Origin of the sequence: Klebsiella sp. OBRC7 (genome assembly GCF_000293135.1) — a bacterium.
GTDB lineage: Bacteria > Pseudomonadota > Gammaproteobacteria > Enterobacterales > Enterobacteriaceae > Klebsiella > Klebsiella michiganensis.
Window position 1 is genome coordinate 113,784 of sequence record NZ_ALNJ01000140.1, and the last position, 24,395, is coordinate 138,178.

Consider the following 24,395-nt stretch of genomic DNA (forward strand, 5'->3'; position numbering starts at 1 on the left):
TTTATATTCCCGCTGCGTCCTGCTTTGATTTTTAACTGCATTTTTTGCGCGTTCGTTCCTTTTTTAAACGTTTTTCCCCCGCCTGAGACCTCATTCCTGCTGCCGTGACGACGTATTAATGTTAGTATTTGGACGCAAAATATTTCTTAGGGTTGCTACCAACAAAAGGTAACGTAAGTGAGTGGATTGCTGACGCGCTGGCGACAGTTTGGCAGACGATATTTCTGGCCGCATCTCCTGTTGGGGATGGTCGCGGCTAGCCTCGGCCTGCCTGCGCTTAGCAATGGTCATGAGCATGAGACCGCGTCGCCCGCAAAAACGACGTCCAGCAACCATAATCCTGCTAAAGTTAATTTTTCTCAGCTAGCGCTGCTGGAATCTTCCAGTCGTCGGCCCAATTTCACGGTTGATTACTGGCATCAGCACGCCATTCGTACGGTCATTCGCCACCTCTCTTTTGCGATGGCCCCGCAGGCGCTGCCGGTAGCGGAAGAGTCTTCACCGCTTCAGGCGCAGCATTTGGCCCTTCTCGACACGCTTAGCGCGCTGTTGACGCAGGAGAGTAAACCTCCGGCCATTGTTCATCTGGTGGCATATAACCCCTCTATTTCCCACTGCGCGTTTCGCGTCTGTACCTGGATTAGCCAGGTGGCCGGCATACGCGCAGGGCCTCAACGTCTCAGCTAAACCAAAAACGGACCATTCTATTTTTTTGTGACTCCGCACCGCGGGGCGTTTGAGATTTTATTATGCTAATCAAATTATTAACTAAAGTATTCGGTAGCCGTAACGACCGTACGCTGCGTCGTATGCGCAAAGCCGTCAACGTGATCAACGCCATGGAACCGTCCATGGAAAAACTGTCCGACGACGAACTGAAAGGGAAAACCGCTGAGTTCCGCGCTCGCCTGGAAAAAGGTGAAGCCCTGGAGAGCCTGATCCCGGAAGCCTTTGCCGTCGTGCGTGAAGCCAGTAAACGCGTCTTCGGCATGCGTCACTTTGACGTTCAGCTGCTGGGCGGTATGGTTCTCAACGACCGCTGTATTGCAGAAATGCGTACCGGTGAAGGTAAAACGCTGACCGCAACTCTGCCTGCCTATCTGAATGCGCTGACTGGTAAAGGCGTTCACGTGGTGACCGTCAACGACTATCTGGCGCAGCGTGATGCCGAAAACAACCGCCCGCTGTTTGAATTCCTGGGGATGACCGTTGGCATTAACATGTCTGGCCTTCCTGCGCCGGCCAAGCGTGAAGCCTACGCAGCCGATATTACTTACGGTACCAACAACGAATACGGTTTTGACTATCTGCGCGACAATATGGCCTTCAGTCCTGAAGAGCGCGTACAGCGCAAACTGCACTATGCGCTGGTGGATGAAGTCGACTCCATTCTGATCGATGAAGCGCGTACCCCGCTTATTATTTCCGGCCCGGCTGAAGACAGCTCGGAAATGTATAAGAAGGTGAACAAGATCATTCCGCACCTGGTGCGTCAGGATAAAGAAGACTCCGAAACCTTTACCGGCGAAGGGCACTTCTCCGTCGATGAGAAAGCGCGTCAGGTAAACCTGACCGAACGCGGCCTGGTGTTGATTGAAGAGCTGCTGGTAAATGAAGGTATTATGGAAGAGGGCGAGTCGCTGTACTCACCGACTAATATCATGCTGATGCACCACGTGACCGCCGCGCTGCGCGCGCATGTGCTGTTCACCCGCGATGTTGATTACATCGTGAAAGATGGCGAAGTGATCATCGTCGACGAACACACCGGCCGTACGATGCAGGGGCGCCGCTGGTCCGATGGCTTGCACCAGGCCGTTGAAGCTAAAGAAGGCGTTGATATTCAGAACGAGAACCAGACGCTGGCTTCAATTACCTTCCAGAACTATTTCCGCCTGTACGAGAAGCTGGCTGGGATGACCGGTACCGCCGATACCGAAGCGTTTGAATTTAGCTCAATCTATAAGCTGGATACCGTTGTGGTTCCGACCAACCGTCCGATGATTCGTAAAGACATGGCGGACCTGGTCTATATGACCGAAGCGGAAAAAATTCAGGCCATTATCGAAGATATTAAGCAGCGTACTGCCGCGGGTCAGCCGGTGCTGGTGGGTACCATTTCTATCGAAAAATCAGAAGTGGTCTCTAATGAATTAACGAAGGCGGGCATCAAGCACAACGTGCTGAACGCGAAATTCCACGCCAGCGAAGCGGATATCGTTGCGCAGGCGGGCTATCCGTCTGCGGTAACCATTGCAACCAACATGGCCGGCCGTGGTACCGACATTATGCTTGGCGGTAGCTGGCAGGCCGAGGTCGCCCAGCTGGAAGACCCGACTCCGGAACAGATTGCGCAGATCAAAGCCGACTGGCAGGTTCGTCACGATGCGGTACTGGCTGCGGGCGGTTTGCATATCATCGGCACCGAACGCCATGAATCCCGCCGTATTGATAACCAGCTCCGCGGTCGTTCAGGCCGTCAGGGGGACGCCGGTTCTTCCCGTTTTTATCTGTCGATGGAAGATGCCCTGATGCGTATCTTCGCGTCTGACCGCGTGTCCGGCATGATGCGTAAACTGGGTATGAAGCCGGGTGAGGCTATCGAGCATCCGTGGGTGACGAAAGCGATTGCCAACGCGCAGCGTAAAGTCGAGAGCCGCAACTTCGATATTCGTAAGCAGCTGCTGGAATATGACGATGTGGCTAACGATCAGCGTCGCGCTATTTACACCCAGCGTAATGAGCTGCTTGATGTGACCGACGTGAGCGAGACGATTAACAGCATTCGTGAAGACGTATTTAAAGCGACCATCGATGCCCATATTCCTCCGCAGTCGCTGGAAGAGATGTGGGATATTGAAGGCCTGCAGGAGCGTCTGAAAAATGACTTCGACCTCGAGCTGCCGCTCAAAGAGTGGCTGGATAAAGAGCCGGAGCTTCATGAAGAAACGCTGCGTGAGCGCATTCTGCAGAGCGCCATTGAAACCTATCAGCGTAAGGAAGAAGTGGTTGGCGCTGAGATGATGCGTCACTTTGAAAAAGGCGTCATGCTGCAAACGCTGGACTCCCTGTGGAAAGAGCACCTGGCGGCGATGGACTACCTGCGTCAGGGGATCCACCTGCGCGGCTATGCGCAGAAGGACCCGAAGCAGGAATATAAGCGTGAATCTTTCTCCATGTTCGCTTCAATGCTGGAATCCCTGAAATATGAAGTGATCAGTACCCTGAGCAAAGTTCAGGTGCGGATGCCGGAAGAGGTTGAAGCGATGGAGCAGCAGCGTCGTGAAGAAGCTGAGCGTCTGGCGCAGATGCAGCAGCTGAGCCATCAGGACGATGATAGCGCAGCCGCGGCCGCGCTGGCTGAACAAACCGGCGAGCGTAAAGTGGGTCGTAACGATCCTTGCCCGTGCGGTTCTGGCAAAAAATACAAGCAGTGCCACGGTCGCCTGAGCTAAGCTTTTACAATATTGAATACCAGGGCGCAGATATCTGCGCCTTTTTTATGGAATGAAGACAATGAAAACGCTGCAAATTTCAGTGGGTATTATCCGTAATTCGCAAGGGGAGATTTTTATCACTCAGCGGGCCGCCGATGCGCATATGGCGAACAAGCTTGAATTCCCGGGCGGTAAAATTGAAGAGGGCGAGTCGTCCGAACAGGCCTTAGTGCGCGAGCTGCAGGAAGAGGTCGGCATTACAGCCAAAGCTTACAGCCTGTTTGATAAGCTGGAGTACCAGTTTCCCGATCGCCATATTACGCTGTGGTTCTGGCTGGTGAACAGCTGGGAAGGCGAGCCGTGGGGGAAAGAAGGGCAGCCGGGCCGCTGGATTGCGCAGAGCGCGCTCGTTGCTGAGGATTTTCCGCCGGCAAACGAACCCGTCATTACGAAGTTAATTCAAGGTTCTCAGATCGGGTAGGGTGCGCCTGCATCCGGCAAATCAGGGCGGGCCTGTACATGCCCGCCCGAAATCCGTTACTCTTTTTCTTCGCTCCAGCCGTCGCTATCTGACAGATCGCTGCTGCTCGGGATACGTTTCTCTTCCGCTGCCCATTCGCCTAAATCGATAAGCTGACAGCGTTTGGAGCAGAATGGGCGATGCGGGCTCTGCTCATTCCAGACCACAATTTTGCCGCAGGTTGGGCAGTTGACGGTTATCTCTTCTGACATATCGACTCCTTAACAGCAGGCCAGTTCAAAATCAAAACGCTCCGGCACGATGCCGTGCTCGCTGTCCAGCGGCATAAAGCGGATGGCAAAGCGGCTCTTGTGGCCTGATATTTGGGGGTAGAGCTGGCTGGCAAGATCCAAACGCAGACGCAGCAGATCGGCATCTTCGCCGTTGTCCTGATAAAAACCGTTCAGGCTGGTCTGCTTACGGAAGGGGGCCGAGTTACGGATGAGATCGAGAATGAGCATCAGCGATTGCGTCAACGGTTCCAGGCTGGCCAGCCACTTACCGACCTGCTCATCGCGGTATGCCTGCGGCATATGCAGCCAGATGTGCAGCGTCGGAAGATCGAAGCTACAGCAGCCGCCCGGGATACTCAGGCGTTGGCGTACCAGGGCGATCAGGCGATCCTCTCGCAGGTACTGGCCGATACGCGGCGCCGACATTAACGTACTGCCTGATTGCTTCAGCTGCTGACGCAGTTCGTTGATACGATCCTGATCAACCCCAGGGACTTCCGCCCAGGATTGCAGCTTCCTCTGCTGGCGATCCAGCTCTTTCATCAGATCGGTACGTACTTCACCGCGTTCAAAAACATCTAAAAGGTCGCCGATATTGCGGAAAAAATGCAGCGCATCCGCATGGCTGGTAATGGCGGGATGTACGGTCAGTTGCTGGAGCAAAAACTCAATACGCAGCCAGGTGCGCATTTTTTCATTAAGCGGATGTTCAAATAGAACAGGGGTAGACATTACGGTTTTTCCTGTGAGGCGGCCTGCGCTGCCAGCTGTTGATACTTTGCATGCAGGCGGGCGACAGCTGATGCGATGGCATCAGGTGAACCCATATTTTCAATAACATCATCCGCAACGGCAAGGCGCTGCTCGCGCGTTGCCTGAGCGGCAATAATATGTTCCGCATGTTGCCGACTGACCCGATCGCGAAGCATCGTGCGCGCTATCTGCGTCTCTTTCGGCACATCGACAACAAGAACCCGATCGGCTTTGGCGGACAAACGGTTTTCGACCAGTAAAGGTACAACCCAGAGAATATAAGACGAGGTGGCAAGCTGCATCTGGCGACGCGTTTCCTGCTGAATTTGCGGGTGCAGCAGCGCGTTTAGCCAGTTCTTATCCTCTGCGTGAGCGAAAATATGCTCACGCAGAGCGCGACGGTTAAGGGTGCCATCTTTATTCAGGATCTGCGGACCGAAGCGTTGAGCAATCGCGTTTAGCCCCGGAGTACCAGGCTCGACCACCTGGCGCGCGATAATGTCAGCATCAATAACGTTAACCCCGAGGTGTGAGAATGCGTCGGCTACGGTACTTTTACCGCTACCAATGCCGCCTGTTAACGCTACCGTGTATGTCATACACCTCAATCCTGAAACTGACTACATGCATATTTTTCAATAACAGAGCCGTGATTTACGACGCGACGACGCCACTGCGACAGTGGTTTTATCGACGTGATATCAACCAATAAATGGCTGTCACCACGTACCCTGGTTCTTTTTGCGCATGTAAATCAAATGGTTAAAAATGATACGCCTGCGATGGGATATCGCAAATTCGCTTTTGGCTGTTCACCAGGTAAATTTATACGATTGTAGCGTAAAAAAAGTGAAAATCGCAGTCTTGCGCGGTCATGATTCGTGCGTATGATAACGTCACTGGAGTTGTGCTCTCACAATAATGCAATTAACCCCAGGAATTCGCACATGCGTATTGAAGAAGATTTGAAGCTTGGTTTTAAAGACGTTCTTATCCGCCCGAAACGTTCTACCCTCAAAAGCCGTTCTGACGTACAGCTGGAACGTGAATTCACTTTCAAACATTCTGGCCAGACCTGGTCTGGTGTGCCGATCATTGCTGCTAACATGGACACCGTTGGCACGTTTGCCATGGCTAAAGCCCTGGCTTCATTTGGCGTTTTGACCGCCGTACATAAGCATTACAGCGTTGAACAGTGGCAGGCGTTTGTTCAGAGCGTATCGGCAGATGTCGTGCAGCACGTCATGGTCTCTACCGGAACCTCCGATGCGGATTTTGAAAAAACAAAACAGATTCTGATCCAAAATCCGCAGCTTAGCTTTGTGTGCATTGACGTGGCGAATGGCTATTCAGAGCACTTCGTGCAGTTTGTCGCGAAAGCCCGCGAAGCCTGGCCGCAGAAAACCATTATTGCGGGCAACGTTGTGACCGGCGAAATGTGCGAAGAGCTGATTCTTTCGGGGGCTGATATTGTTAAGGTGGGTATCGGTCCGGGCTCCGTATGTACAACCCGCGTGAAAACCGGCGTCGGCTATCCGCAGCTTTCCGCAGTGATTGAGTGTGCCGATGCGGCGCACGGCCTGGGCGGGCAGATTATCAGCGACGGCGGATGTACTATGCCGGGCGATGTGGCTAAAGCCTTCGGCGGCGGCGCTGATTTCGTGATGCTTGGCGGTATGCTGGCCGGTCACGAAGAGAGCGGCGGTACCGTGGTTGAAGAAAACGGCGAAAAATTCATGCTGTTCTACGGCATGAGCTCGGAGTCGGCGATGACCCGTCACGTTGGCGGCGTAGCCCAGTACCGTGCGGCTGAAGGCAAAACCGTTAAGCTGCCTCTGCGCGGCCCGGTTGAAAACACCGCGCGCGATATTCTTGGCGGCCTGCGTTCCGCATGCACCTACGTAGGTGCTTCACGGCTGAAAGAACTGACTAAACGCACGACTTTTATTCGCGTACAGGAACAAGAGAACCGCGTGTTCAACAGCCTGTAATGCCGTTCGCTGGCGCGTTTGCGCCAGCGTTATCCCCCCATCCCGCTAATGGCGTCGCCCAGATGAAAAATGGGTAAATACATCGCCACCACCAGCACGCCGACAATCGTTCCGGTCACTACCAACATCATCGGTTCCAGCAAGGTCGCCAGATTATCTGCCTGCTGATGCGTCTGCTCACTATGGTGACGAGCCAGATTTTCCAGCATGGTATCCAGCGAACCCGAGGCTTCACCGGTACGGATCAGTTGTAGGCAAAGCGGCGTAAAGCCTCCGCCGTTGGCGAGCGCCTGCCAGATGGGATCGCCGTGGGTAATTTGCCGGCAAACCTGCTGGAGCCTCTGCCGCCATAGCGGGCAGCTCAGGGTTTCCTCCACGCTTTGCAGGCCTTGCAGAAAGCTGATTCCGGCGCTTTGCGTCAATGCGAGTACGGTAAAAATCTGGCTAAGCCGCTGGCCGCATAGCAGTTTGCCAAACACCGGCAGCGTATGGAGCAGCTTCTGACGGTACAGCAGCCAGCCTGGCCGCTGGCAAATCAGCCGGTTGAGTATTGCAGGTAAAATACCCAGAGCAGCGAGCAGTGGCCAACAGCGAGTTAACCCTTCGCCAATGCTTATTACCGCGCGGGTCAGCCACGGCAGCGGGGTGTTGAAGGTTTGATATATAGCGGCGAACTCCGGTAAGACAAAGCACAGCATTCCCATAACCACCAGCAGCGCCAGGGATAAGATAATCAACGGGTAGCGCAGCGCTTTTTTCACTTTTTCGGTGAGGAGCAGCTGTTCTCGCTGCTGCCTGGCCAACTGAGCGCAGCAAAGCTCCAGTTTACCGGTAAGTTCACCGGTGCGAATCATGGCCAGATAGAGCGGAGGGAAGGCCTCAGGCCATTTTTCCAGGGAGCCTGAAAGCGAAATACCCTGCGCCAGATCCTCCGCCAGGGTTTGCAGCAACGCCTGCCATTGCGCATTGGGCTGCTGCTGCGCCAGCAGTTCCAGCCCCTCGGCCAGGGGGAGACCGGCCTGAAGAAGCGCGGCCAACTGGCGGATGATTTCGCCACTGTAGCGCGGATGCCAGAGGGCGCTTTGCACGCTACAGCGGCGCAGCGCCAGCGGGATAATTCGCTGCCGCTGCAGAGCCTGCAATGCCTCAGGGCGATTATCCTGCCAGAGCGTTCCCTGGCAGGGAATGCCCTGGAGAGAGAGACCGCGCCAGCGCCACAGTCGTTTAGTCGCCATGCGGTATCCCCAGCACGCGAACGACCTCTTCCAGACTTGTCATCCCACGTTCGACGGCCAGACAGCCGCTCTCAAACAGCGTCATCATGCCGGATTCGCGCGCCAGGGACTCGATCTCTCCGGCGCTAAGACCTTGAGTAATCGCCTGCCGTAACGCGGTGGTGACGGGGAGCAGCTCAAATAGCGCCAGGCGACCGTAGTAGCCGTGATAGCAGTGCTGACAGCCCGGAGCCTGCCAGCGAGGAAGCGCCCGCGGCCACAGGCTGTGTGGAACATCGGCCGAACTGCCGGTTTCCCGGCGGCAGTGCGGGCACAGTTTGCGTACCAGGCGTTGAGCAACCACCAGAGAAAGTGCGGATGAGATCATCCAGCGCGCAACGCCCATCTGCTGCAGGCGAACCAGCGTTTCACTGGTTGAATTGGTGTGCAGCGTTGAGAGGACCAGGTGCCCGGTTTGCGCTGCTTTTATCGCAATTTCAGCGGTTTCTGCATCGCGTATCTCTCCGACCATCACGATATCGGGATCCTGGCGTAGCAGGGCGCGCAGTACGCTGTGAAAGGTTAAGCCCGCCCGCGGATTAATCTGCGTCTGATTCATCCCCACGATGGGGATCTCCAGCGGATCTTCAACGCTGCATATATTGACCTCGTCGCGATTCCGCGCCTGCAGCGCACTATACAACGTGACGGTTTTCCCACTTCCCGTCGGGCCGGTGACCAGCATCAGCCCCTGAGGTTGGTTAAGCGCCGAGCGAAAGGCGGCAAGCTGCTGAGACGATAATCCCAGCGCTTCGAGGTCCAGCGCTTGTTCGACCTGGTGTAATAAGCGAAGGACGATTTTTTCCCCGCCGCGGCAGGGAAGCGTGGCGATCCGAAACGAGATTGGGCGGTCTGCGAGCGTGAGGGTAAACTGACCGTCCTGCGGTACCCGGTGTTCAGCGATATCCAGATTGCTGAGCACTTTAAGTCGGGCGGTGATGGGGGCGGCGAGTTCCGGCGCAAGCGGCGCAAGAGAATGGAGTACGCCATCTACCCGCAGGCGAATTCTCAGGCGATCGTCACCGGGTTCAATATGAATATCCGATGCGCGCTGGCGCAGGGCCTGTTCCAGAAGGCTATTTACCTGTTCAACGATGCTGGCCGAGGCTTCAACAGGCGGGGTGAGGGTTGATATTCCCGGCGTCTGCAGCCGCTTGTCCATCTGGTCCTGGTTCCAGCACTCGATATCAATCCTTTTCTGCGTCGCGAAACGTAACGCTTCCAGCAGCTCCGGGGCGGGGGCGTCAACCACGGCGATAGCGATGGTGTGTTCATTGCTATCGAGCAGCAAGGCCTGATAGCGCTGGCAAAGAGGTACCAATTGTTCAGTTTTCATTGCCGCGCCCTCAGTTAAAACGGAACACGTCTTCACAGGCCTGCTTGAGTGCGCTATCGCCAGTAATGTTGCACACTCGCTGCCAGCCGGTGATGCCGTTAGCGTTATCCCAGGTCGGCGTCAGCGTGACGCTTAAGCCATTAAGGCTTTCCTGCCCGGTGAGCGTGACAACGCCTGTGGCGACGGTCATAGCCGAGACGTAGCGGGTTGTGGCGGGTGAGGGGATACCGTTGCTGCCGCCGTCGCAGGTGGTTAATCCGCCGTGCTCCAGCGCGCACAGCTCAATGGCGGTGCGGAACGGGACGAAGGTTTGCAGCATATCGGTAAGCGCCGCTTTTCGCAGATAGTTCTGGTAAGCCGGAATGCCGATTGCGCTGAGAATGGCGATGATCCCAATGACCACCATAAGTTCGATGAGGGTAAAGCCGCGTTGTTTGTTCATAAGTTGCTCCTTGTTATCTTCGGGAGCACTTTGCCGGGGTTTGTTTAGCGATACGAGCGGCAGATCGCGCCTGGAGAAGCACGCTTCCAGGCTTTTTTTGCGGGTTGCATTGAGGGATTATTGGCGTGCGAGCCGGCTCGCAAAAGTGCGCCCCGGCATCAACGACGAACCGGGGCAGGGGGATTAGCGGAAGCGCATAGAGAGATCGAGAGCGCGAACGTGCTTGGTCAACGCGCCAACGGAGATGTAATCGACGCCGGTTTCAGCAAATTCACGAATAGTCTCGAACGTGACGTTGCCGGAGACTTCCAGCGCCGCCTGGCCGTTGGTGTGCTTGACCGCTTCGCGCATCAGGTCGGTAGTGAAGTTGTCGAGCATAATGATGTCAGCGCCGGCTTTCAGCGCTTCATCCAGCTCTTGAAGGGTTTCGACTTCCACCTCAACCGGCACATCCGGGTGCAGCCAGAACGCTTTTTCAACCGCCTGCCGTACCGAGCCGGAAGCGATAATATGGTTCTCTTTAATCAGAAAGGCATCGGAGAGGCCCAGGCGATGATTGGCCCCGCCGCCGCACAGGACCGCATATTTCAGCGCCGTGCGCAGGCCCGGCAGCGTTTTGCGCGTATCGAGCAGCTGAGTTTTGGTGCCTGCCAGCAGGTCGACATAGCGGCGGACTTCGCTGGCCACCCCGGAGAGCGTCTGCACGAAATTGAGTGCGGTACGTTCGCCGGTCAGCAGGATCCGCGAAGGGCCTTCCAGCTCGAATAGAGGCTGATTGGCTTTTACCGCGTCGCCATCGGCAACGTGCCAGGTGAAGTTAACGTCGTCGCCCGCAAGCTGAATAAAGACTTCTTCTACCCAACGTTTACCGCAAAACACGCCGTCTTCACGGGTGATGACGACGGCATGCGAGCGCGCATCCTGCGGCAATAATTGCGCGCTAATATCGTTGTTCGCATCCACTTCACCGCCTAAATCTTCCCGCAGGGATTGAGCGACGGCATCGGTGATATCAAGATTAATACGCTCCAGCAGCGCGTCACGGCGGCGGTCGGGATTGTAGCGACGAGGCGTCATGATAAAGCTCCAGATAGATAAGATTCAGAAGTGGGAAACATGCTAACCTGAACGACGTTTCTGTACCACATCTGCGTCCTTTCGCCGGCGGCGCCAGCGTGAAGTTTTGGCGTTAGCCAGCCGAGCGAGCGTGGGTATGATGCCGGGGATTGTTTGGTTACGGTGCCGCGAATGCATAAGCTAGTAAAAGGAGACTCAACATGCAGTTGAACGGGGGATGGCTGGAAGAGGCGCGTCGGGTTCCTTCGCCGCACCACGATAGCCGCCCGGATAATGAAACCCCCTCTTTGCTGGTGGTGCATAATATAAGCCTGCCGCCCGGCGAATTTGGCGGGCCATGGATTGATGCCCTGTTCAGCGGTACGCTCGATCCCCATGCCCATCCTTTCTTTGCTGAAATCGCGCATCTTCGCGTTTCGGCACACTGTCTGATTCGCCGCGATGGTGAAATCGTGCAGTATGTGCCTTTCGACCAGCGCGCCTGGCACGCGGGGGTTTCCAGCTATCACGGGCGCGAGCGCTGTAATGATTTTTCGATAGGCATTGAGCTGGAAGGGACCGACGAGCTGGCTTATACCGACGCGCAGTATCAGCAGCTGGTTGCCGTTACCCGTCAGCTTATCTCGCGCTATCCGGCGATAGCTGACAATATCACCGGCCATAGCGATATTGCGCCAGTGCGTAAAACGGATCCCGGCCCGGCTTTTGACTGGGTAAAATTTCGCGGTCTGTTAACCCCGTCGTCAGAATAAGGAGATGCCATGACGTTGTTCACTACGCTGTTAGTCCTCATTGCCGAGCGTTTGTTTAAGCTGGGCGAGCACTGGCAGCTCGATCACCGGCTGGAAGTGCTGTTTCGCCGGGTAAAGCATTATTCCCTGCTCACTACCCTACTGATGACGGTCGCGGCGGCGGCGGTCGTGTTTATTATTCAGCGCCTGCTGCAGGGGCAGCTGTTTAACATTCCTCTGCTGGTGTTCTGGATCCTGCTGGGCCTGCTGTGCATCGGCGCGGGCAAAGTCCGTCTGCACTATCACGCCTACCTGAAGGCGGCGGCGCGCGATGATAGCCGCGCCTGCGACGCCATGGCCAGCGAGCTCACCCTGATCCACGGCGTGCCGCCCGGCTGCGACCAGCGTGAATATCTGAGCGAGCTGCAAAACGCGCTGCTGTGGATTAACTACCGCTACTATCTCGCTCCGCTGTTCTGGTTCGTTGTCGGCGGGCCGTGGGGACCGTTAACCCTGATTGCCTACTGTACGCTGCGGGCCTGGCAGACCTGGCTGGCGCGTTATCAGACGCCGCGTCATCGCTTACAGTCGGGTATTGACGGCATTCTGCACGTGGTCGACTGGGTTCCTGTACGTCTGGTCGGCGTGGTGTACGCGCTGGTTGGGCACGGGGAAAAGGCTCTGCCTGCGTGGTTTGCCTCGCTGGGCGACCGCCACTCTTCGCAGTATCAGGTGCTGACGCGCCTGGCGCAGTATTCGCTGGCGCGCGAGCCGCACGTGGATAAAGTGGCGACGCCGAAGGCGGCGGTCTCCATGGCGAAAAAAACATCGCTGGTGGTGGTGGTGATTATGGCGCTGCTGACGATTTACGGTACGCTGATTTAAGCACCTGCCCGCTGGCGGGCAGGTTCCGCTTTTAATCCGTATCTGCTGCCGGGATGCCAAAATCAGGCATCCCGTTTTCCTGCCAGCGAATCCGCTTCAGGCGGGTATGGCGATTCGGATCGTACAGCGGGTCGCCTTCGATTTTGGTGTAGTTGCGCGCGTGGTACACCAGCACATCTTCTCCCTCCGGCGTTTGCGTAAAGCTATTGTGTCCGGGCCCATACTGACGATTCTCATAGCTGGTACGAAACACCGGCTGCGGCGCTTTATGCCAGTTTTCCGGCCGCAGCGGGTCGGCGTTAACGTCTATCCACAATAAGCCCATGCAGTAGTTTTCGTCGGTGGCGCTGGCGGAGTAGCTGACGAACAGCTTGTCGCCGTGGAACAGTACCGCCGGACCTTCATTCACCAGAAAACCCCGGCACTCCCAGTCAAACTCGGGTTGACTCAGCCTGAGCGGCTGACCTTTTAGCGTCCACGGATTTGCCAGTTCAGCCAGATAGAGGTTGGTATTGCCCTTAATTTCCGGATCTTTTTGCGCCCACAGGTACCACCGTTTACCCTGATGGCGGAAGGTGGTGGCATCCAGCGCAAAGGTATCAAGCGGCGTTTTAATCTGGCCTTTTTCCTGCCATTTACCGGTTAACGGGTCGCTGTCCGCGCACTCGAGCGCGAACATGCGGTGCTGGAACATGCCCAGCGCATCCAGATCGTGGGTGTGGCTGGCGGCAAAGTAGATATACCATTTGCCGTCAATCTCATGCAGCTCCGGGGCCCATATGAGCTGGCTCATCGGGCCGCTGTCCGGTTTACGCCAGACGACCACCGGCTGCGCGTCGCGTAAACCTTCAAGGGTTGGTGAGCGGCGGATTTCCAGACGGTCATACTCCGGCACCGAGGCAATAAAGTAGTAGCTATCCTGATGGCGCAGAATATACGGGTCCGCGCGTTGTTCAATAAATGGATTCGGCCAGGTTTTCATTACGCTTTCCTTACATGTTCGCCGGTTTTCAGTTCCTGATAGTCGTTGAGTTCGCTGTAGTTGACCCGGCGTTTCTCGAGGTCGGACTGAATTAGCCTCATAAATTCGCGGTTTACCTTCAGCATACGCACCACCCCGGCGGTAATCAGATAGCCGATGCCGGGGATAACGCTGAATAACAATACGATACCGTTAATCGCGGAGGCGCTTTGCTGCTTCGCACCGGCATCGTAACCGTACCAGGAGAGCAGGAAGCCAACCATCGCGCCGGCGATGGCCAGACCGACCTTCAGGAAGAACAGGTTGCCGGAGAAGCTGATGCCGGTGATGCGTTTGCCAGTCTTCCATTCGCCGTAGTCATCCACGTCGGCCATCAGCGACCAGTGCAGCGGCGAGGGGATCTGATGCAGAATGTTCAGCAGGAAATAGAGCACCATAATCATCATGGTGGCGTGCGGGTCGAAGAAGTAGAAGGCGCAGGAGAAAATCGCCAGCACGATGTTGGTCCAGAAAAACACCTGCAGTTTGCACCAGCGGTCGGTCAGGACTTTAGCCAGCATACTGCCGATCATCATGCCGACTACCCCGAGGCTGATAAACAGCGTGGCGAAGTGGGTGCTTTGCTGCATCACCCAGGTGACGTAGTACATGGTGGCGGCCATGCGAATAAAGCCCGGACAAACGTTGCACAGCGTTAGCAGCAGGATGCGAACCCACTGGTCGTTTTTCCAGACGTCTTTCAGATCTTTTTTCAGTTCGTCGTTGGTCTGGACGGCGGGTTTTACGCGCTCACGAACGGTGGCAAAGCAGAACAGGAACATGCACATACCTATAATCGCCAGCACGGTCATCGCCATCTGATAGCCTTTGGCTTTATCCTCACCACCGAACCAGTCCGCCATCGGCAGCAGCGTCAGGGAGAGCAGGAGCGTGGCGATACCGACCATCACGAAGCGATAGGACTGGCAGGCCACGCGTTCCTTCGGGTCATTCGTAATCACGCTACCCAAGGAGCAGTAGGGGATGTTGATCGCGGTGTAGGTCAGCGAGAGCAGGAAGTAGGTGACGAAAGCATAGATAACCTTGCTATTGTACGACCACTCCGGGGTGGTAAACATCAGCACGCTGAACAGCGCGTACGGGAAGGCAATCCACAGCAGCCATGGGCGAAAACGACCGTATTTACTGCGGGTACGGTCGGCCATTGCCCCCATAATCGGATCGGTGACGGCATCAATAACGCGTACGGAAAGCAGCAATACGCCCACCAGCGCCGGCGCGAGACCAAAAATATCCGTATAAAAATAGTTAACAAACAACATGATGGCGCCAAATATAATATTGCATCCGGCGTCACCCATCCCGTAGCCTATTTTTTCTTTAACTGAAAGCTTATTGCCATTCATCGCAGCGATCTCCCTGTGGCGGTATGGAGAGAATTATTAGCCGGGTAATGGACTAATGCGTTGCAGGATAGGGTTAACGATATGGATAAATCGGTTATCAGGGGTAAAGTGTGAAGCAGGTAACAATGCGCTGTGTCCGCCAGCGGCGGGCGGACACAGATTGTGGGGATGCAGGATTATGCTTTAATGGCGCTGGCGGTTTTCTGTTTAAACAGATAGCCGACGCCAAGAACGGCAATCCATACAGGGATAAGGTAGACGGAAATCGCCATGCCAGGGGTCATCAGCATGATCACCAGCACTCCCGCCATAAAGAGCAGGCAGATCCAGTTGCCCAGCGGATAAAGCAGCGCCGGGAAGCGGGTAACCACGCCCTGCTGCTGCTTAGCGCGACGGAATTTCATGTGCGCCAGGCTAATCATCGCCCAGTTGATCACCAGGGCTGAAACCACCAGCGCCATCAGCAGACCAAACGCGGATTCCGGCGCGAAGTAGTTAATCAGTACGCACAGCGCGGTGACCACCGCGGAGACGAGGATGGTGTTGACCGGCACGCCGCGTTTATCGACGCTCATCAGCGCTTTTGGCGCGTTACCCTGCTGGGCCAGACCGAACAGCATCCGGCTGTTGCAGTATACGCAGCTGTTGTAAACGGAGAGCGCCGCGGTTAATACCACAATATTCAGCGCATTCGCGACGAAGGTATCGCCCAGTTCGTGGAAAATCAGGACGAACGGGCTGGTATCGGCGGTTACGCGGCTCCACGGCAGCAGCGAAAGCAGAACGGCCAGCGAGCCCACATAGAAAATCAGGATGCGGTAGATGACCTGGTTAGTGGCCTTCGGAATGCTCTGCTCCGGGTTATCCGCTTCGGCTGCGGTGATACCGACCAGCTCCAGCCCGCCGAAAGAGAACATAATAATCGCCATCATCATTACCAGCCCGGTGAAGCCGTGCGGCAGGAATCCGCCTTGCTCCCACAGGTTGCGTACGGTGGCCTGCGGTCCGCCGTTGCCGCTGAACAGCAGCCAGCCGCCGAACAGGATCATCGCCACGACGGCGACGACTTTAATGATCGCGAACCAGAACTCCATCTCGCCAAACACCTTGACGTTCGTCAGGTTGATGGCGTTGATAGCGATAAAGAAAATGGCCGCAGAAACCCAGGTAGGAATTTCCGGCCACCAGAACTGGACATATTTCCCGACCGCGGTTAACTCGGCCATCGCGACCAGCACGTAAAGCACCCAGTAGTTCCAGCCGGAAGCGAAGCCTGCAAAGCCGCCCCAGTATTTGTAGGCAAAATGACTAAATGAACCGGCTACCGGCTCTTCGACGACCATCTCGCCCAGCTGACGCATAATCAGGAAAGCAATAAAACCGGCAATTGCGTAGCCCAGAATAATACCGGGACCCGCGTTTTGGATGACGGATGCGCTACCCAGAAACAAACCGGTACCGATAGCGCCTCCCAGCGCAATAAGCTGAATATGGCGGTTTTTAAGGCCGCGCTTTAGCCGATCGCCATGCTGTTGACCTTCCATCATGAAACCTCGTGTGTGGTTATGGTTATTATGTTTGTCCGCGTCATCCATCAGGTGACTTCTTCGCTGTCCATCCCTGCCTGATAGCATAGTCAGCGAAATTTCACTGAGCCTACGGCCCGTTTTGCCCCGAGTGATGTAGCGCACATATTGTTGTGGTTGTGTAATTATCAAATTCCGTTGATGTACTTATTTCTTTACGCAAGGCGGAGAGGGAATTCATGAAAAGGCCTTTCGTATCATGGAGAATAGTGATAAGCGCCGCTGAATGCACCTGCTTTATGAAGGGATGATGACGAAGCGAGCAAAAAGACGCCATTTGTAAATCCCACCCCATGCGCCAGTGCCTACCCACTATTTGTCATCCATGCAAATTTATTGAATTTATATTCACTTAATGAGGCGTTGAATCGGTTCAGATAGCGTAATTTTTCGTTTCTATTACGTTAACGCTACCTCTTTGTGAGTAAACACAACATTTGTGCAAGGTTACATTTTTGAAATGTTATTTCTGTAAGGTTGTTAAAACGTGCCGGGTTTAATGATTTCAATCAAAACCTGTATGGACAGAAGGTGAATACTTTGTTACTTTAGCGATACGAACTATGAATTGGTAAGACCAATTGACTCCGGGCTAATGGCAGAGACAGGGAATATGGCCTACAGCAAGATCCGCCAACCAAAACTATCCGATGTGATAGAGCAGCAGCTGGAGTTTTTAATCCTTGAGGGGACGTTGCGCCCCGGTGAAAAACTCCCGCCAGAACGTGAACTGGCAAAACAGTTCGACGTTTCCCGTCCCTCGCTCCGTGAGGCTATTCAACGCCTCGAAGCTAAGGGCTTGTTGCTTCGTCGCCAGGGGGGCGGAACGTTTGTACAAAGCCGCCTGTGGCAGAGCTTCAGCGACCCGCTGGTAGAGCTACTGTCCGACCACCCTGAATCCCAATTTGATCTGCTGGAAACCCGTCACGCGCTTGAAGGCATCGCGGCTTATTACGCGGCGCTGCGCAGCAATGATGAAGACCGCGAACGCATTCGCGAGCTGCATCAGGCCATTGAGCGGGCTCAGCAGTCCGGCGATCTCGACGCCGAATCCGATGCCGTCGTCCAGTATCAAATCGCCGTCACCGAAGCGGCGCACAATGTGGTGCTGCTCCATCTACTACGCTGTATGGAGCCGATGCTGGCCCAGAACGTTCGCCAGAATTTTGAATTGTTGTACGCCCGTCGGGAGATGCTCCCGCAGGTCAGCAATCATCGTACTCGCATTTTTGAGGCGATAATCGCCGGGGAACCGGAGCAGGCGCGTGAAGCGTCGCATCGTCACCTGGCGTTCATTGAGGAAATTTTGCTGGATCGTAGCCGTGAGCAGAGCCGTCGTGAACGCTCACTGCGTCGTTTACAGCAACGAAAAGATGAGAACTCCGGTTCTTAAGCGCCATTTTTAGAGCGCGGCAACTAAACGCAGAACCTGTCTTATTGCATTCTCTGACGAGAATTCAATGGGACAGGTTCCAGATTAATCAACGATTAGATAGATAAGGAATACCCCCCATGTCAGAACGTTTACCAAATGACGTGGATCCGATCGAAACTCGCGACTGGCTACAGGCGATCGAATCGGTCATCCGTGAAGAAGGTGTTGAGCGCGCTCAGTATCTTATTGACCAACTCCTTTCTGAAGCCCGCAAAGGCGGGGTGAAAGTGGCTGCTGGCGCATCGACCGGCGGTTACGTAAACACTATTGCCGTTGAAGATGAGCCGGAATACCCGGGTAATCTGGATCTGGAACGTCGTATCCGTTCTGCGATCCGCTGGAACGCGATTATGACCGTTCTGCGCGCATCGAAAAAAGATCTCGAACTGGGCGGCCACATGGCTTCCTTCCAGTCTTCCGCAACCTTCTATGAAGTGTGCTTTAACCACTTCTTCCGCGCACGCAACGAGCAAGACGGCGGCGACCTGGTTTACTTCCAGGGCCACATCTCTCCGGGCGTCTACGCGCGTGCTTTCCTGGAAGGTCGTCTGACTGAAGAGCAGATGAACAACTTCCGTCAGGAAGTTCACGGTAAAGGCCTGTCCTCTTATCCGCACCCGAAACTGATGCCGGAATTCTGGCAGTTCCCGACCGTCTCTATGGGTCTGGGCCCAATCGGTGCGATTTATCAGGCTAAGTTCCTGAAATATCTGGAACACCGTGGTCTGAAAGATACCTCCAAACAAACCGTTTACGCTTTCCTCGGCGACGGTGAGATGGACGAGCCGGAATCCAAAGGCGCGATCACCATCGCGACCCGTGAGAAGCTGGACAACCTGGTCTTCGTTATCAACTGTAACCTGCAGCGCCTTGACGGCCCGGTTACCGGTAATGGCAAGATCATTAACGAACTGGAAGGCATCTTTGGCGGTGCTGGCTGGAACGTTATCAAGGTTATCTGGGGCGGACGCTGGGATGAGCTGCTGCGTAAAGATACCAGCGGTAAACTGATCCAGCTGATGGAAGAGACCGTTGACGGTGACTACCAGACCTTCAAATCCAAAGACGGCGCTTACGTGCGTGAGCACTTCTTCGGTAAATATCCGGAAACCGCAGCGCTGGTTGCCGACTGGACTGACGAGCAGATCTGGGCCCTGAACCGCGGCGGCCACGATCCGAAGAAAGTCTACGCTGCGCTGAAAAAAGCACAGGAAACCAAAGGCAAAGCCACCGTAATCCTCGCCCATACCATTAAAGGTTACGGCATGGGTGACACCGCTGAAGGTAAAAACATCGCTCACCAGGTTAAGAAAATGAACATGGACGGCGTTCGCTACGTCCGCGATCGTTTCAACGTGCCGGTTGCCGATGCTGACATCGAAAAACTGCCGTACGTGACCTTCCCGGAAGGTTCTGAAGAGCACACCTATCTGCACGCCCAGCGTCAGAAGCTGCACGGCTATCTGCCGAGCCGTCAGCCAAACTTCGATGAGAAGCTGGAGCTGCCGACCCTGGAAGATTTCGGTCCGCTGCTGGAAGAGCAGAATAAAGAGATCTCTACCACTATCGCGTTCGTTCGTGCCCTGAACGTGATGCTGAAGAACAAATCCATCAAAGACCGCCTCGTGCCGATCATCGCCGATGAAGCGCGTACCTTTGGTATGGAAGGCCTGTTCCGTCAGATTGGTATCTACAGCCCGAACGGTCAGCAGTACACTCCGCAGGACCGTGAGCAGGTTGCTTACTACAAAGAAGACGAGAAAGGCCAGATTCTGCAGGAAGGTATCAACGAACTGGGTGCCGGTGCATCCTGGCTGGCTGCTGCGACCTCCTACAGCACCAACAACCTGCCGATGATCCCGTTCTACATCTACTACTCCATGTTCGGGTTCCAGCGTATCGGTGACCTGTGCTGGCAGGCCGGCGACCAGCAGGCTCGCGGCTTCCTGATCGGCGGGACTTCCGGTCGTACCACGCTGAACGGCGAAGGTCTGCAGCACGAAGATGGCCACAGCCACATTCAGTCTCTGACCATCCCGAACTGTATCTCTTACGATCCGTCTTACGCGTACGAAGTTGCGGTCATCATGCACGATGGTCTGGAGCGTATGTACGGTGAGAAACAAGAGAACGTTTACTACTACATCACCACGCTGAACGAAAACTACCACATGCCGGCAATGCCAGCAGGCGCCGAGGAAGGTATCCGTAAAGGTATCTACAAACTCGAAACCGTTGAAGGTAGCAAAGGTAAAGTTCAGCTGCTGGGCTCCGGTTCTATCCTGCGTCACGTCCGTGAAGCAGCGCAGATCCTGGCCAAAGACTACGGCGTAGGCTCTGACGTTTATAGCGTCACCTCCTTCACCGAACTGGCGCGCGATGGCCAGGACTGTGAACGCTGGAACATGCTGCATCCGCTGGAAACGCCGCGCGTTCCGTACATCGCTCAGGTGATGAATGATGCACCAGCGGTGGCATCTACTGACTATATGAAACTGTTCGCTGAGCAGGTTCGTACTTACGTACCGGCCGATGATTACCGCGTACTGGGTACCGACGGCTTCGGTCGCTCTGACAGCCGTGAAAACCTGCGTCACCACTTCGAAGTTGACGCTTCCTACGTGGTGGTAGCAGCGCTGGGCGAACTGGCTAAACGTGGCGAAATCGATAAGAAAGTGGTTGCGGAAGCCATCACTAAATTCAACATCGATGCAGATAAAGTTAACCCGCGTCTGGCGTAAGAGGTAAAAGAATAATGGCTATCGAAATCAAAGTACCGGACATCGGGGCTGATGAAGTTGAAATCACCGAGATTCTGGTCAAAGTGGGCGACAAAGTTGAAGCTGAACAGTCGCTGATCACCGTAGAAGGCGACAAAGCCTCTATGGAAGTCCCGTCTCCGCAGGCTGGCGTCGTTAAAGAGATCAAAGTCTCTGTCGGCGACAAAACCGAGACCGGTAAACTGATCATGATTTTCGATTCCGCCGATGGTGCAGCAGCCGCTGCACCTGCGCAGGAAGAGAAGAAAGAAGCCGCTCCGGCCGCCGCAGCACCGGCAGCCGCCAGCGCGAAAGAAGTTCATGTACCGGATATCGGCGGTGATGAAGTTGAAGTCACGGAAATCATGGTGAAAGTGGGCGACACCATCGCCGCTGAACAATCCCTGATCACCGTAGAAGGCGATAAAGCCTCTATGGAAGTGCCGGCGCCGTTCGCCGGTACCGTGAAAGAGATCAAGATTAACACCGGCGACAAAGTGTCCACGGGTTCCCTGATCATGATCTTCGAAGTGGCGGGCGCAGCGCCTGCCGCGGCGCCGGCGAAAGCGGAAGCCGCTCCGGCTGCTGCTGCACCGGCAGCTTCAGGTTCTAAAGAAGTTCACGTGCCGGATATCGGCGGCGATGAAGTTGAAGTGACTGAAGTGATGGTGAAAGTGGGCGATAAAATTGCCGCTGAACAGTCACTGATCACCGTTGAAGGCGACAAAGCTTCCATGGAAGTGCCTGCGCCATTCGCGGGTACCGTGAAAGAGATCAAAATCAGCACCGGCGACAAAGTCTCCACTGGCTCCCTGATTATGGTCTTCGAAGTGGAAGGCGCTGCGCCTGCCGCGGCTCCGGCCGCCGCCGCTCCGGCTCCTGCTGCAGCACCGGCTCAGGCGGCTAAACCTGCCGCAGCACCTGCTGCAAAAGCAGAAGGCAAATCTGAGTTCGCTGAAAACGACGCTTACGTTCACGCCACCCCGCTGATTCGTCGCCTGGCGCGCGAGTTCGGTGTAAACCTGGCGAAAGTGAAAGGAACTGGTCGTAAAGGCCGTATCCTGCGCGAAGACGTTCAGGCCTACGTGAAAGAAGCGGTTAAACGCGCCGAAGCCGCGCCTGCTGCTACCGGTGGCGGTATCCCGGGCATGCTGCCGTGGCCGAAAGTGGACTTCAGCAAGTTTGGTGAAGTGGAAGAAGTTGAACTGGGCCGCATCCAGAAGATCTCTGGCGCTAACCTGAGCCGTAACTGGGTGATGATCCCGCACGTTACGCACTTCGACAAAACCGATATCACCGATCTGGAAGCGTTCCGTAAACAGCAGAACGCCGAAGCTGAGAAGCGTAAGCTGGACGTGAAATTCACTCCGGTTGTCTTCATCATGAAAGCCGTTGCCGCGGCGCTTGAGCAGATGCCGCGCTTCAACAGCTCCCTGTCTGAAGATGCGCAGCGTCTGACGCTGAAGAAATACATCAATATCGGTGTGGCGGTTGATACCCCGAATGGTCTGGTTGTTCCGGTCTTCAAAGACGTGAACAAGAAGAGCATTACCGAGCTGTCTCGTGAACTGACCGTGATTTCCAAGAAAGCGCGTGATGGTAAGCTGACCGCTGGCGAAATGCAGGGTGGTTGCTTCACTATCTCCAGCATCGGCGGCCTGGGTACCACCCACTTCGCACCGATTGTGAACGCGCCGGAAGTGGCTATCCTCGGCGTCTCCAAGTCCGCGATGGAGCCGGTATGGAATGGCAAAGAGTTCGTGCCGCGTCTGATGATGCCGATCTCTCTGTCCTTCGACCACCGCGTGATCGACGGTGCTGATGGTGCGCGCTTTATCACCATCATCAACAATATGCTGAGCGACATTCGCCGCCTGGTGATGTAAGCAAAAAGCCGGCCTGACGGCCGGCTTTTTTCTGGTAATCTCTTCTGCGTTTTGAAGTTACCAGCAATAAAGGACAAAATCGTTTGCCGTTTGTTGTTTCAAAATTGTTAACAATTTTGTAAAATGCTTGCGGATAGAACGTCCCGGTGGACATGGGCGTAAAAACAATAGCGTCAGACCCGCCGGATACAAATAACAGAGGTCATGATGAGTACTGAAATCAAAACTCAGGTCGTGGTACTTGGGGCAGGCCCCGCAGGTTATTCTGCTGCCTTCCGTTGCGCTGATTTAGGTCTGGAAACCGTCATCGTAGAACGTTACAGCACCCTCGGCGGTGTTTGCCTGAACGTCGGCTGTATCCCTTCTAAAGCACTGCTGCACGTTGCTAAAGTTATCGAAGAAGCGAAAGCGCTGGCCGAACACGGCATCGTTTTCGGTGAACCGAAAACTGACATTGACAAGATTCGCACCTGGAAAGAAAAAGTCATCACTCAGCTGACCGGCGGTCTGGCTGGCATGGCCAAAGGGCGTAAAGTGAAGGTGGTTAACGGTCTGGGTAAATTTACCGGCGCTAACACCCTGGAAGTGGAAGGCGAAAACGGTAAAACCGTCATCAACTTCGACAACGCTATCATCGCGGCGGGCTCCCGTCCGATCGAACTGCCGTTCATTCCGCATGAAGATCCGCGCGTATGGGACTCCACCGATGCGCTGGAGCTGAAAACCGTACCAAAACGCCTGCTGGTTATGGGCGGCGGTATCATCGGTCTGGAAATGGGTACCGTATACCATGCGCTGGGTTCAGAAATTGACGTGGTTGAAATGTTCGACCAGGTTATCCCGGCTGCCGATAAAGACGTGGTGAAAGTCTTCACCAAGCGCATCAGTAAGAAATTCAACCTGATGCTGGAAACCAAAGTGACCGCCGTTGAAGCGAAAGAAGACGGTATCTACGTTTCCATGGAAGGCAAAAAAGCCCCGGCTGAAGCTCAGCGCTACGACGCCGTGCTGGTGGCTATCGGCCGCGTGCCGAACGGTAAAAACCTCGATGCCGGTAAAGCAGGCGTTGAAGTTGACGAGCGTGGCTTTATCCGCGTTGATAAACAGCTGCGTACCAACGTGCCGCACATCTTCGCTATCGGCGATATCGTCGGTCAGCCGATGCTGGCGCACAAAGGCGTTCACGAAGGCCACGTTGCTGCCGAAGTTATCGCCGGCATGAAGCACTACTTCGACCCGAAAGTTATCCCGTCCATCGCCTATACCGAGCCGGAAGTTGCGTGGGTTGGTCTGACTGAGAAAGAAGCGAAAGAGAAAGGCATCAGCTACGAAACCGCCACCTTCCCGTGGGCTGCTTCTGGCCGTGCTATCGCTTCCGACTGCGCTGACGGTATGACCAAACTGATTTTCGACAAAGAATCTCACCGCGTTATCGGCGGGGCGATTGTCGGCACTAACGGCGGCGAGCTGCTGGGTGAAATCGGTCTGGCGATCGAAATGGGCTGTGACGCTGAAGACATCGCGCTGACCATCCACGCTCACCCGACTCTGCACGAGTCCGTTGGCCTGGCAGCAGAAGTCTTTGAAGGCAGCATCACCGACCTGCCGAACGCGAAAGCGAAGAAAAAGTAAGTTTTTCTTTCAGGCAAAATCCAAAAAGCG

20 protein-coding genes are annotated in these 24,395 nt (G+C 55.2%); 10 read left to right on the forward strand and 10 right to left on the reverse strand.

The features are described from left to right. Window positions 1-177: 177 nt before the first annotated feature. The 3 genes from secM to mutT all read left to right on the forward strand — a co-directional run bounded on the left by secM (window position 178) and on the right by mutT (window position 3,918). Complete coding sequence (gene secM, locus HMPREF1144_RS26610) at window positions 178-687, forward strand: secA translation cis-regulator SecM (protein ID WP_004098601.1); 510 nt, start codon at window positions 178-180, stop codon at window positions 685-687. Window positions 688-749: 62 nt separating this feature from the next. Continuing rightward, the gene (secA, locus tag HMPREF1144_RS26615) at window positions 750-3,455 is read left to right on the forward strand and encodes a preprotein translocase subunit SecA (RefSeq protein WP_004098603.1); all 2,706 of its coding nucleotides are present in this window, start codon (window positions 750-752) and stop codon (window positions 3,453-3,455) included. Between the two features lie 61 nt (window positions 3,456-3,516). Then, window positions 3,517-3,918 (forward strand): 8-oxo-dGTP diphosphatase MutT, encoded by a 402-nt coding sequence (gene mutT / locus HMPREF1144_RS26620; protein ID WP_004098605.1) that lies wholly within the window; start codon window positions 3,517-3,519, stop codon window positions 3,916-3,918. 56 nt (window positions 3,919-3,974) lie between these two features. Here mutT and yacG read toward each other — a convergent pair whose 3' ends face one another. From yacG to coaE, 3 genes are read right to left on the reverse strand one after another with little or no spacing between them, the layout of a single operon-like run. Continuing rightward, entirely contained in the window at window positions 3,975-4,169 is a 195-nt protein-coding gene (yacG, locus tag HMPREF1144_RS26625; protein WP_004098607.1) for a DNA gyrase inhibitor YacG, read from the reverse strand. Between the two features lie 9 nt (window positions 4,170-4,178). Next, window positions 4,179-4,922, reverse strand: coding sequence for a cell division protein ZapD (gene zapD / locus HMPREF1144_RS26630; protein WP_004098609.1), 744 nt, complete (start codon window positions 4,920-4,922; stop codon window positions 4,179-4,181). After that, window positions 4,922-5,542 carry a dephospho-CoA kinase gene (gene coaE / locus HMPREF1144_RS26635; RefSeq protein WP_009654604.1) on the reverse strand — a complete coding sequence of 207 codons (621 nt, stop codon included), beginning with the start codon at window positions 5,540-5,542 and terminating at the stop codon, window positions 4,922-4,924. The genes zapD and coaE overlap by 1 nt, the downstream gene beginning before the upstream one ends. A 348-nt stretch (window positions 5,543-5,890) precedes the next feature. Between coaE and HMPREF1144_RS26640 the strand changes: the two genes are divergently transcribed. Beyond that, window positions 5,891-6,934 (forward strand): GMP reductase, encoded by a 1,044-nt coding sequence (locus tag HMPREF1144_RS26640; RefSeq protein ID WP_009654638.1) that lies wholly within the window; start codon window positions 5,891-5,893, stop codon window positions 6,932-6,934. A 29-nt stretch (window positions 6,935-6,963) separates the two neighbouring features. Here the strand turns inward: HMPREF1144_RS26640 and hofC are convergent, their stop codons facing one another. The 4 genes from hofC to nadC all read right to left on the reverse strand — a co-directional run bounded on the left by hofC (window position 6,964) and on the right by nadC (window position 11,063). Then, entirely contained in the window at window positions 6,964-8,169 is a 1,206-nt protein-coding gene (gene hofC / locus HMPREF1144_RS26645) for a protein transport protein HofC (protein ID WP_004098617.1), read from the reverse strand. Beyond that, entirely contained in the window at window positions 8,159-9,544 is a 1,386-nt protein-coding gene (gene gspE / locus HMPREF1144_RS26650) for a type II secretion system protein GspE (protein WP_009654635.1), read from the reverse strand. The genes hofC and gspE overlap by 11 nt, the downstream gene beginning before the upstream one ends. Before the next feature lie 10 nt (window positions 9,545-9,554). Then, the gene (gene ppdD, locus HMPREF1144_RS26655; RefSeq protein WP_004098621.1) at window positions 9,555-9,986 is read right to left on the reverse strand and encodes a prepilin peptidase-dependent pilin; all 432 of its coding nucleotides are present in this window, start codon (window positions 9,984-9,986) and stop codon (window positions 9,555-9,557) included. Between the two features lie 183 nt (window positions 9,987-10,169). Further along, window positions 10,170-11,063 carry a carboxylating nicotinate-nucleotide diphosphorylase gene (nadC, locus tag HMPREF1144_RS26660; RefSeq protein WP_009654599.1) on the reverse strand — a complete coding sequence of 298 codons (894 nt, stop codon included), beginning with the start codon at window positions 11,061-11,063 and terminating at the stop codon, window positions 10,170-10,172. Between the two features lie 200 nt (window positions 11,064-11,263). On the opposite strand from nadC, the gene ampD reads away from it, so the two are divergent. Together ampD and ampE are read left to right on the forward strand one after the other, a co-directional pair. Then, a complete protein-coding gene (gene ampD / locus HMPREF1144_RS26665) occupies window positions 11,264-11,815 on the forward strand; it encodes a 1,6-anhydro-N-acetylmuramyl-L-alanine amidase AmpD (protein ID WP_009654552.1) in 552 nt (183 codons plus the stop codon). Window positions 11,816-11,824: 9 nt separating this feature from the next. Next, window positions 11,825-12,679: a beta-lactamase regulator AmpE gene (gene ampE / locus HMPREF1144_RS26670; RefSeq protein WP_004098628.1), complete on the forward strand. Its 855-nt coding sequence runs from the start codon at window positions 11,825-11,827 to the stop codon at window positions 12,677-12,679. A 31-nt stretch (window positions 12,680-12,710) separates the two neighbouring features. On the opposite strand, the gene HMPREF1144_RS26675 is transcribed toward ampE, so the two are convergent. From HMPREF1144_RS26675 to aroP, 3 genes are all read right to left on the reverse strand, one after another. After that, on the reverse strand, window positions 12,711-13,661 hold the full coding sequence (locus tag HMPREF1144_RS26675; protein WP_009654588.1) for a family 43 glycosylhydrolase: 951 nt from the start codon (window positions 13,659-13,661) through the stop codon (window positions 12,711-12,713). After that, window positions 13,661-15,067, reverse strand: a complete 1,407-nt coding sequence (locus HMPREF1144_RS26680) for a glycoside-pentoside-hexuronide (GPH):cation symporter (RefSeq protein WP_004098630.1) — start codon at window positions 15,065-15,067, stop codon at window positions 13,661-13,663. The genes HMPREF1144_RS26675 and HMPREF1144_RS26680 overlap by 1 nt, the downstream gene beginning before the upstream one ends. 176 nt (window positions 15,068-15,243) lie before the next feature. Further along, entirely contained in the window at window positions 15,244-16,614 is a 1,371-nt protein-coding gene (gene aroP, locus HMPREF1144_RS26685; RefSeq protein WP_085955022.1) for an aromatic amino acid transporter AroP, read from the reverse strand. Between the two features lie 652 nt (window positions 16,615-17,266). Between aroP and pdhR the strand changes: the two genes are divergently transcribed. The 4 genes from pdhR (at window position 17,267) to lpdA (ending at window position 24,365) form a co-directional block, all read left to right on the forward strand. Continuing rightward, entirely contained in the window at window positions 17,267-18,046 is a 780-nt protein-coding gene (pdhR, locus tag HMPREF1144_RS26690) for a pyruvate dehydrogenase complex transcriptional repressor PdhR (RefSeq protein WP_004098632.1), read from the forward strand. 119 nt (window positions 18,047-18,165) lie between these two features. Next, window positions 18,166-20,829, forward strand: a complete 2,664-nt coding sequence (aceE, locus tag HMPREF1144_RS26695; RefSeq protein ID WP_004098634.1) for a pyruvate dehydrogenase (acetyl-transferring), homodimeric type — start codon at window positions 18,166-18,168, stop codon at window positions 20,827-20,829. A gap of 14 nt (window positions 20,830-20,843) precedes the next feature. Beyond that, window positions 20,844-22,733 carry a pyruvate dehydrogenase complex dihydrolipoyllysine-residue acetyltransferase gene (gene aceF, locus HMPREF1144_RS26700; RefSeq protein WP_004098636.1) on the forward strand — a complete coding sequence of 630 codons (1,890 nt, stop codon included), beginning with the start codon at window positions 20,844-20,846 and terminating at the stop codon, window positions 22,731-22,733. A 207-nt stretch (window positions 22,734-22,940) separates the two neighbouring features. Then, window positions 22,941-24,365, forward strand: a complete 1,425-nt coding sequence (gene lpdA, locus HMPREF1144_RS26705) for a dihydrolipoyl dehydrogenase (protein ID WP_004098637.1) — start codon at window positions 22,941-22,943, stop codon at window positions 24,363-24,365. Window positions 24,366-24,395 lie beyond the last annotated feature (30 nt).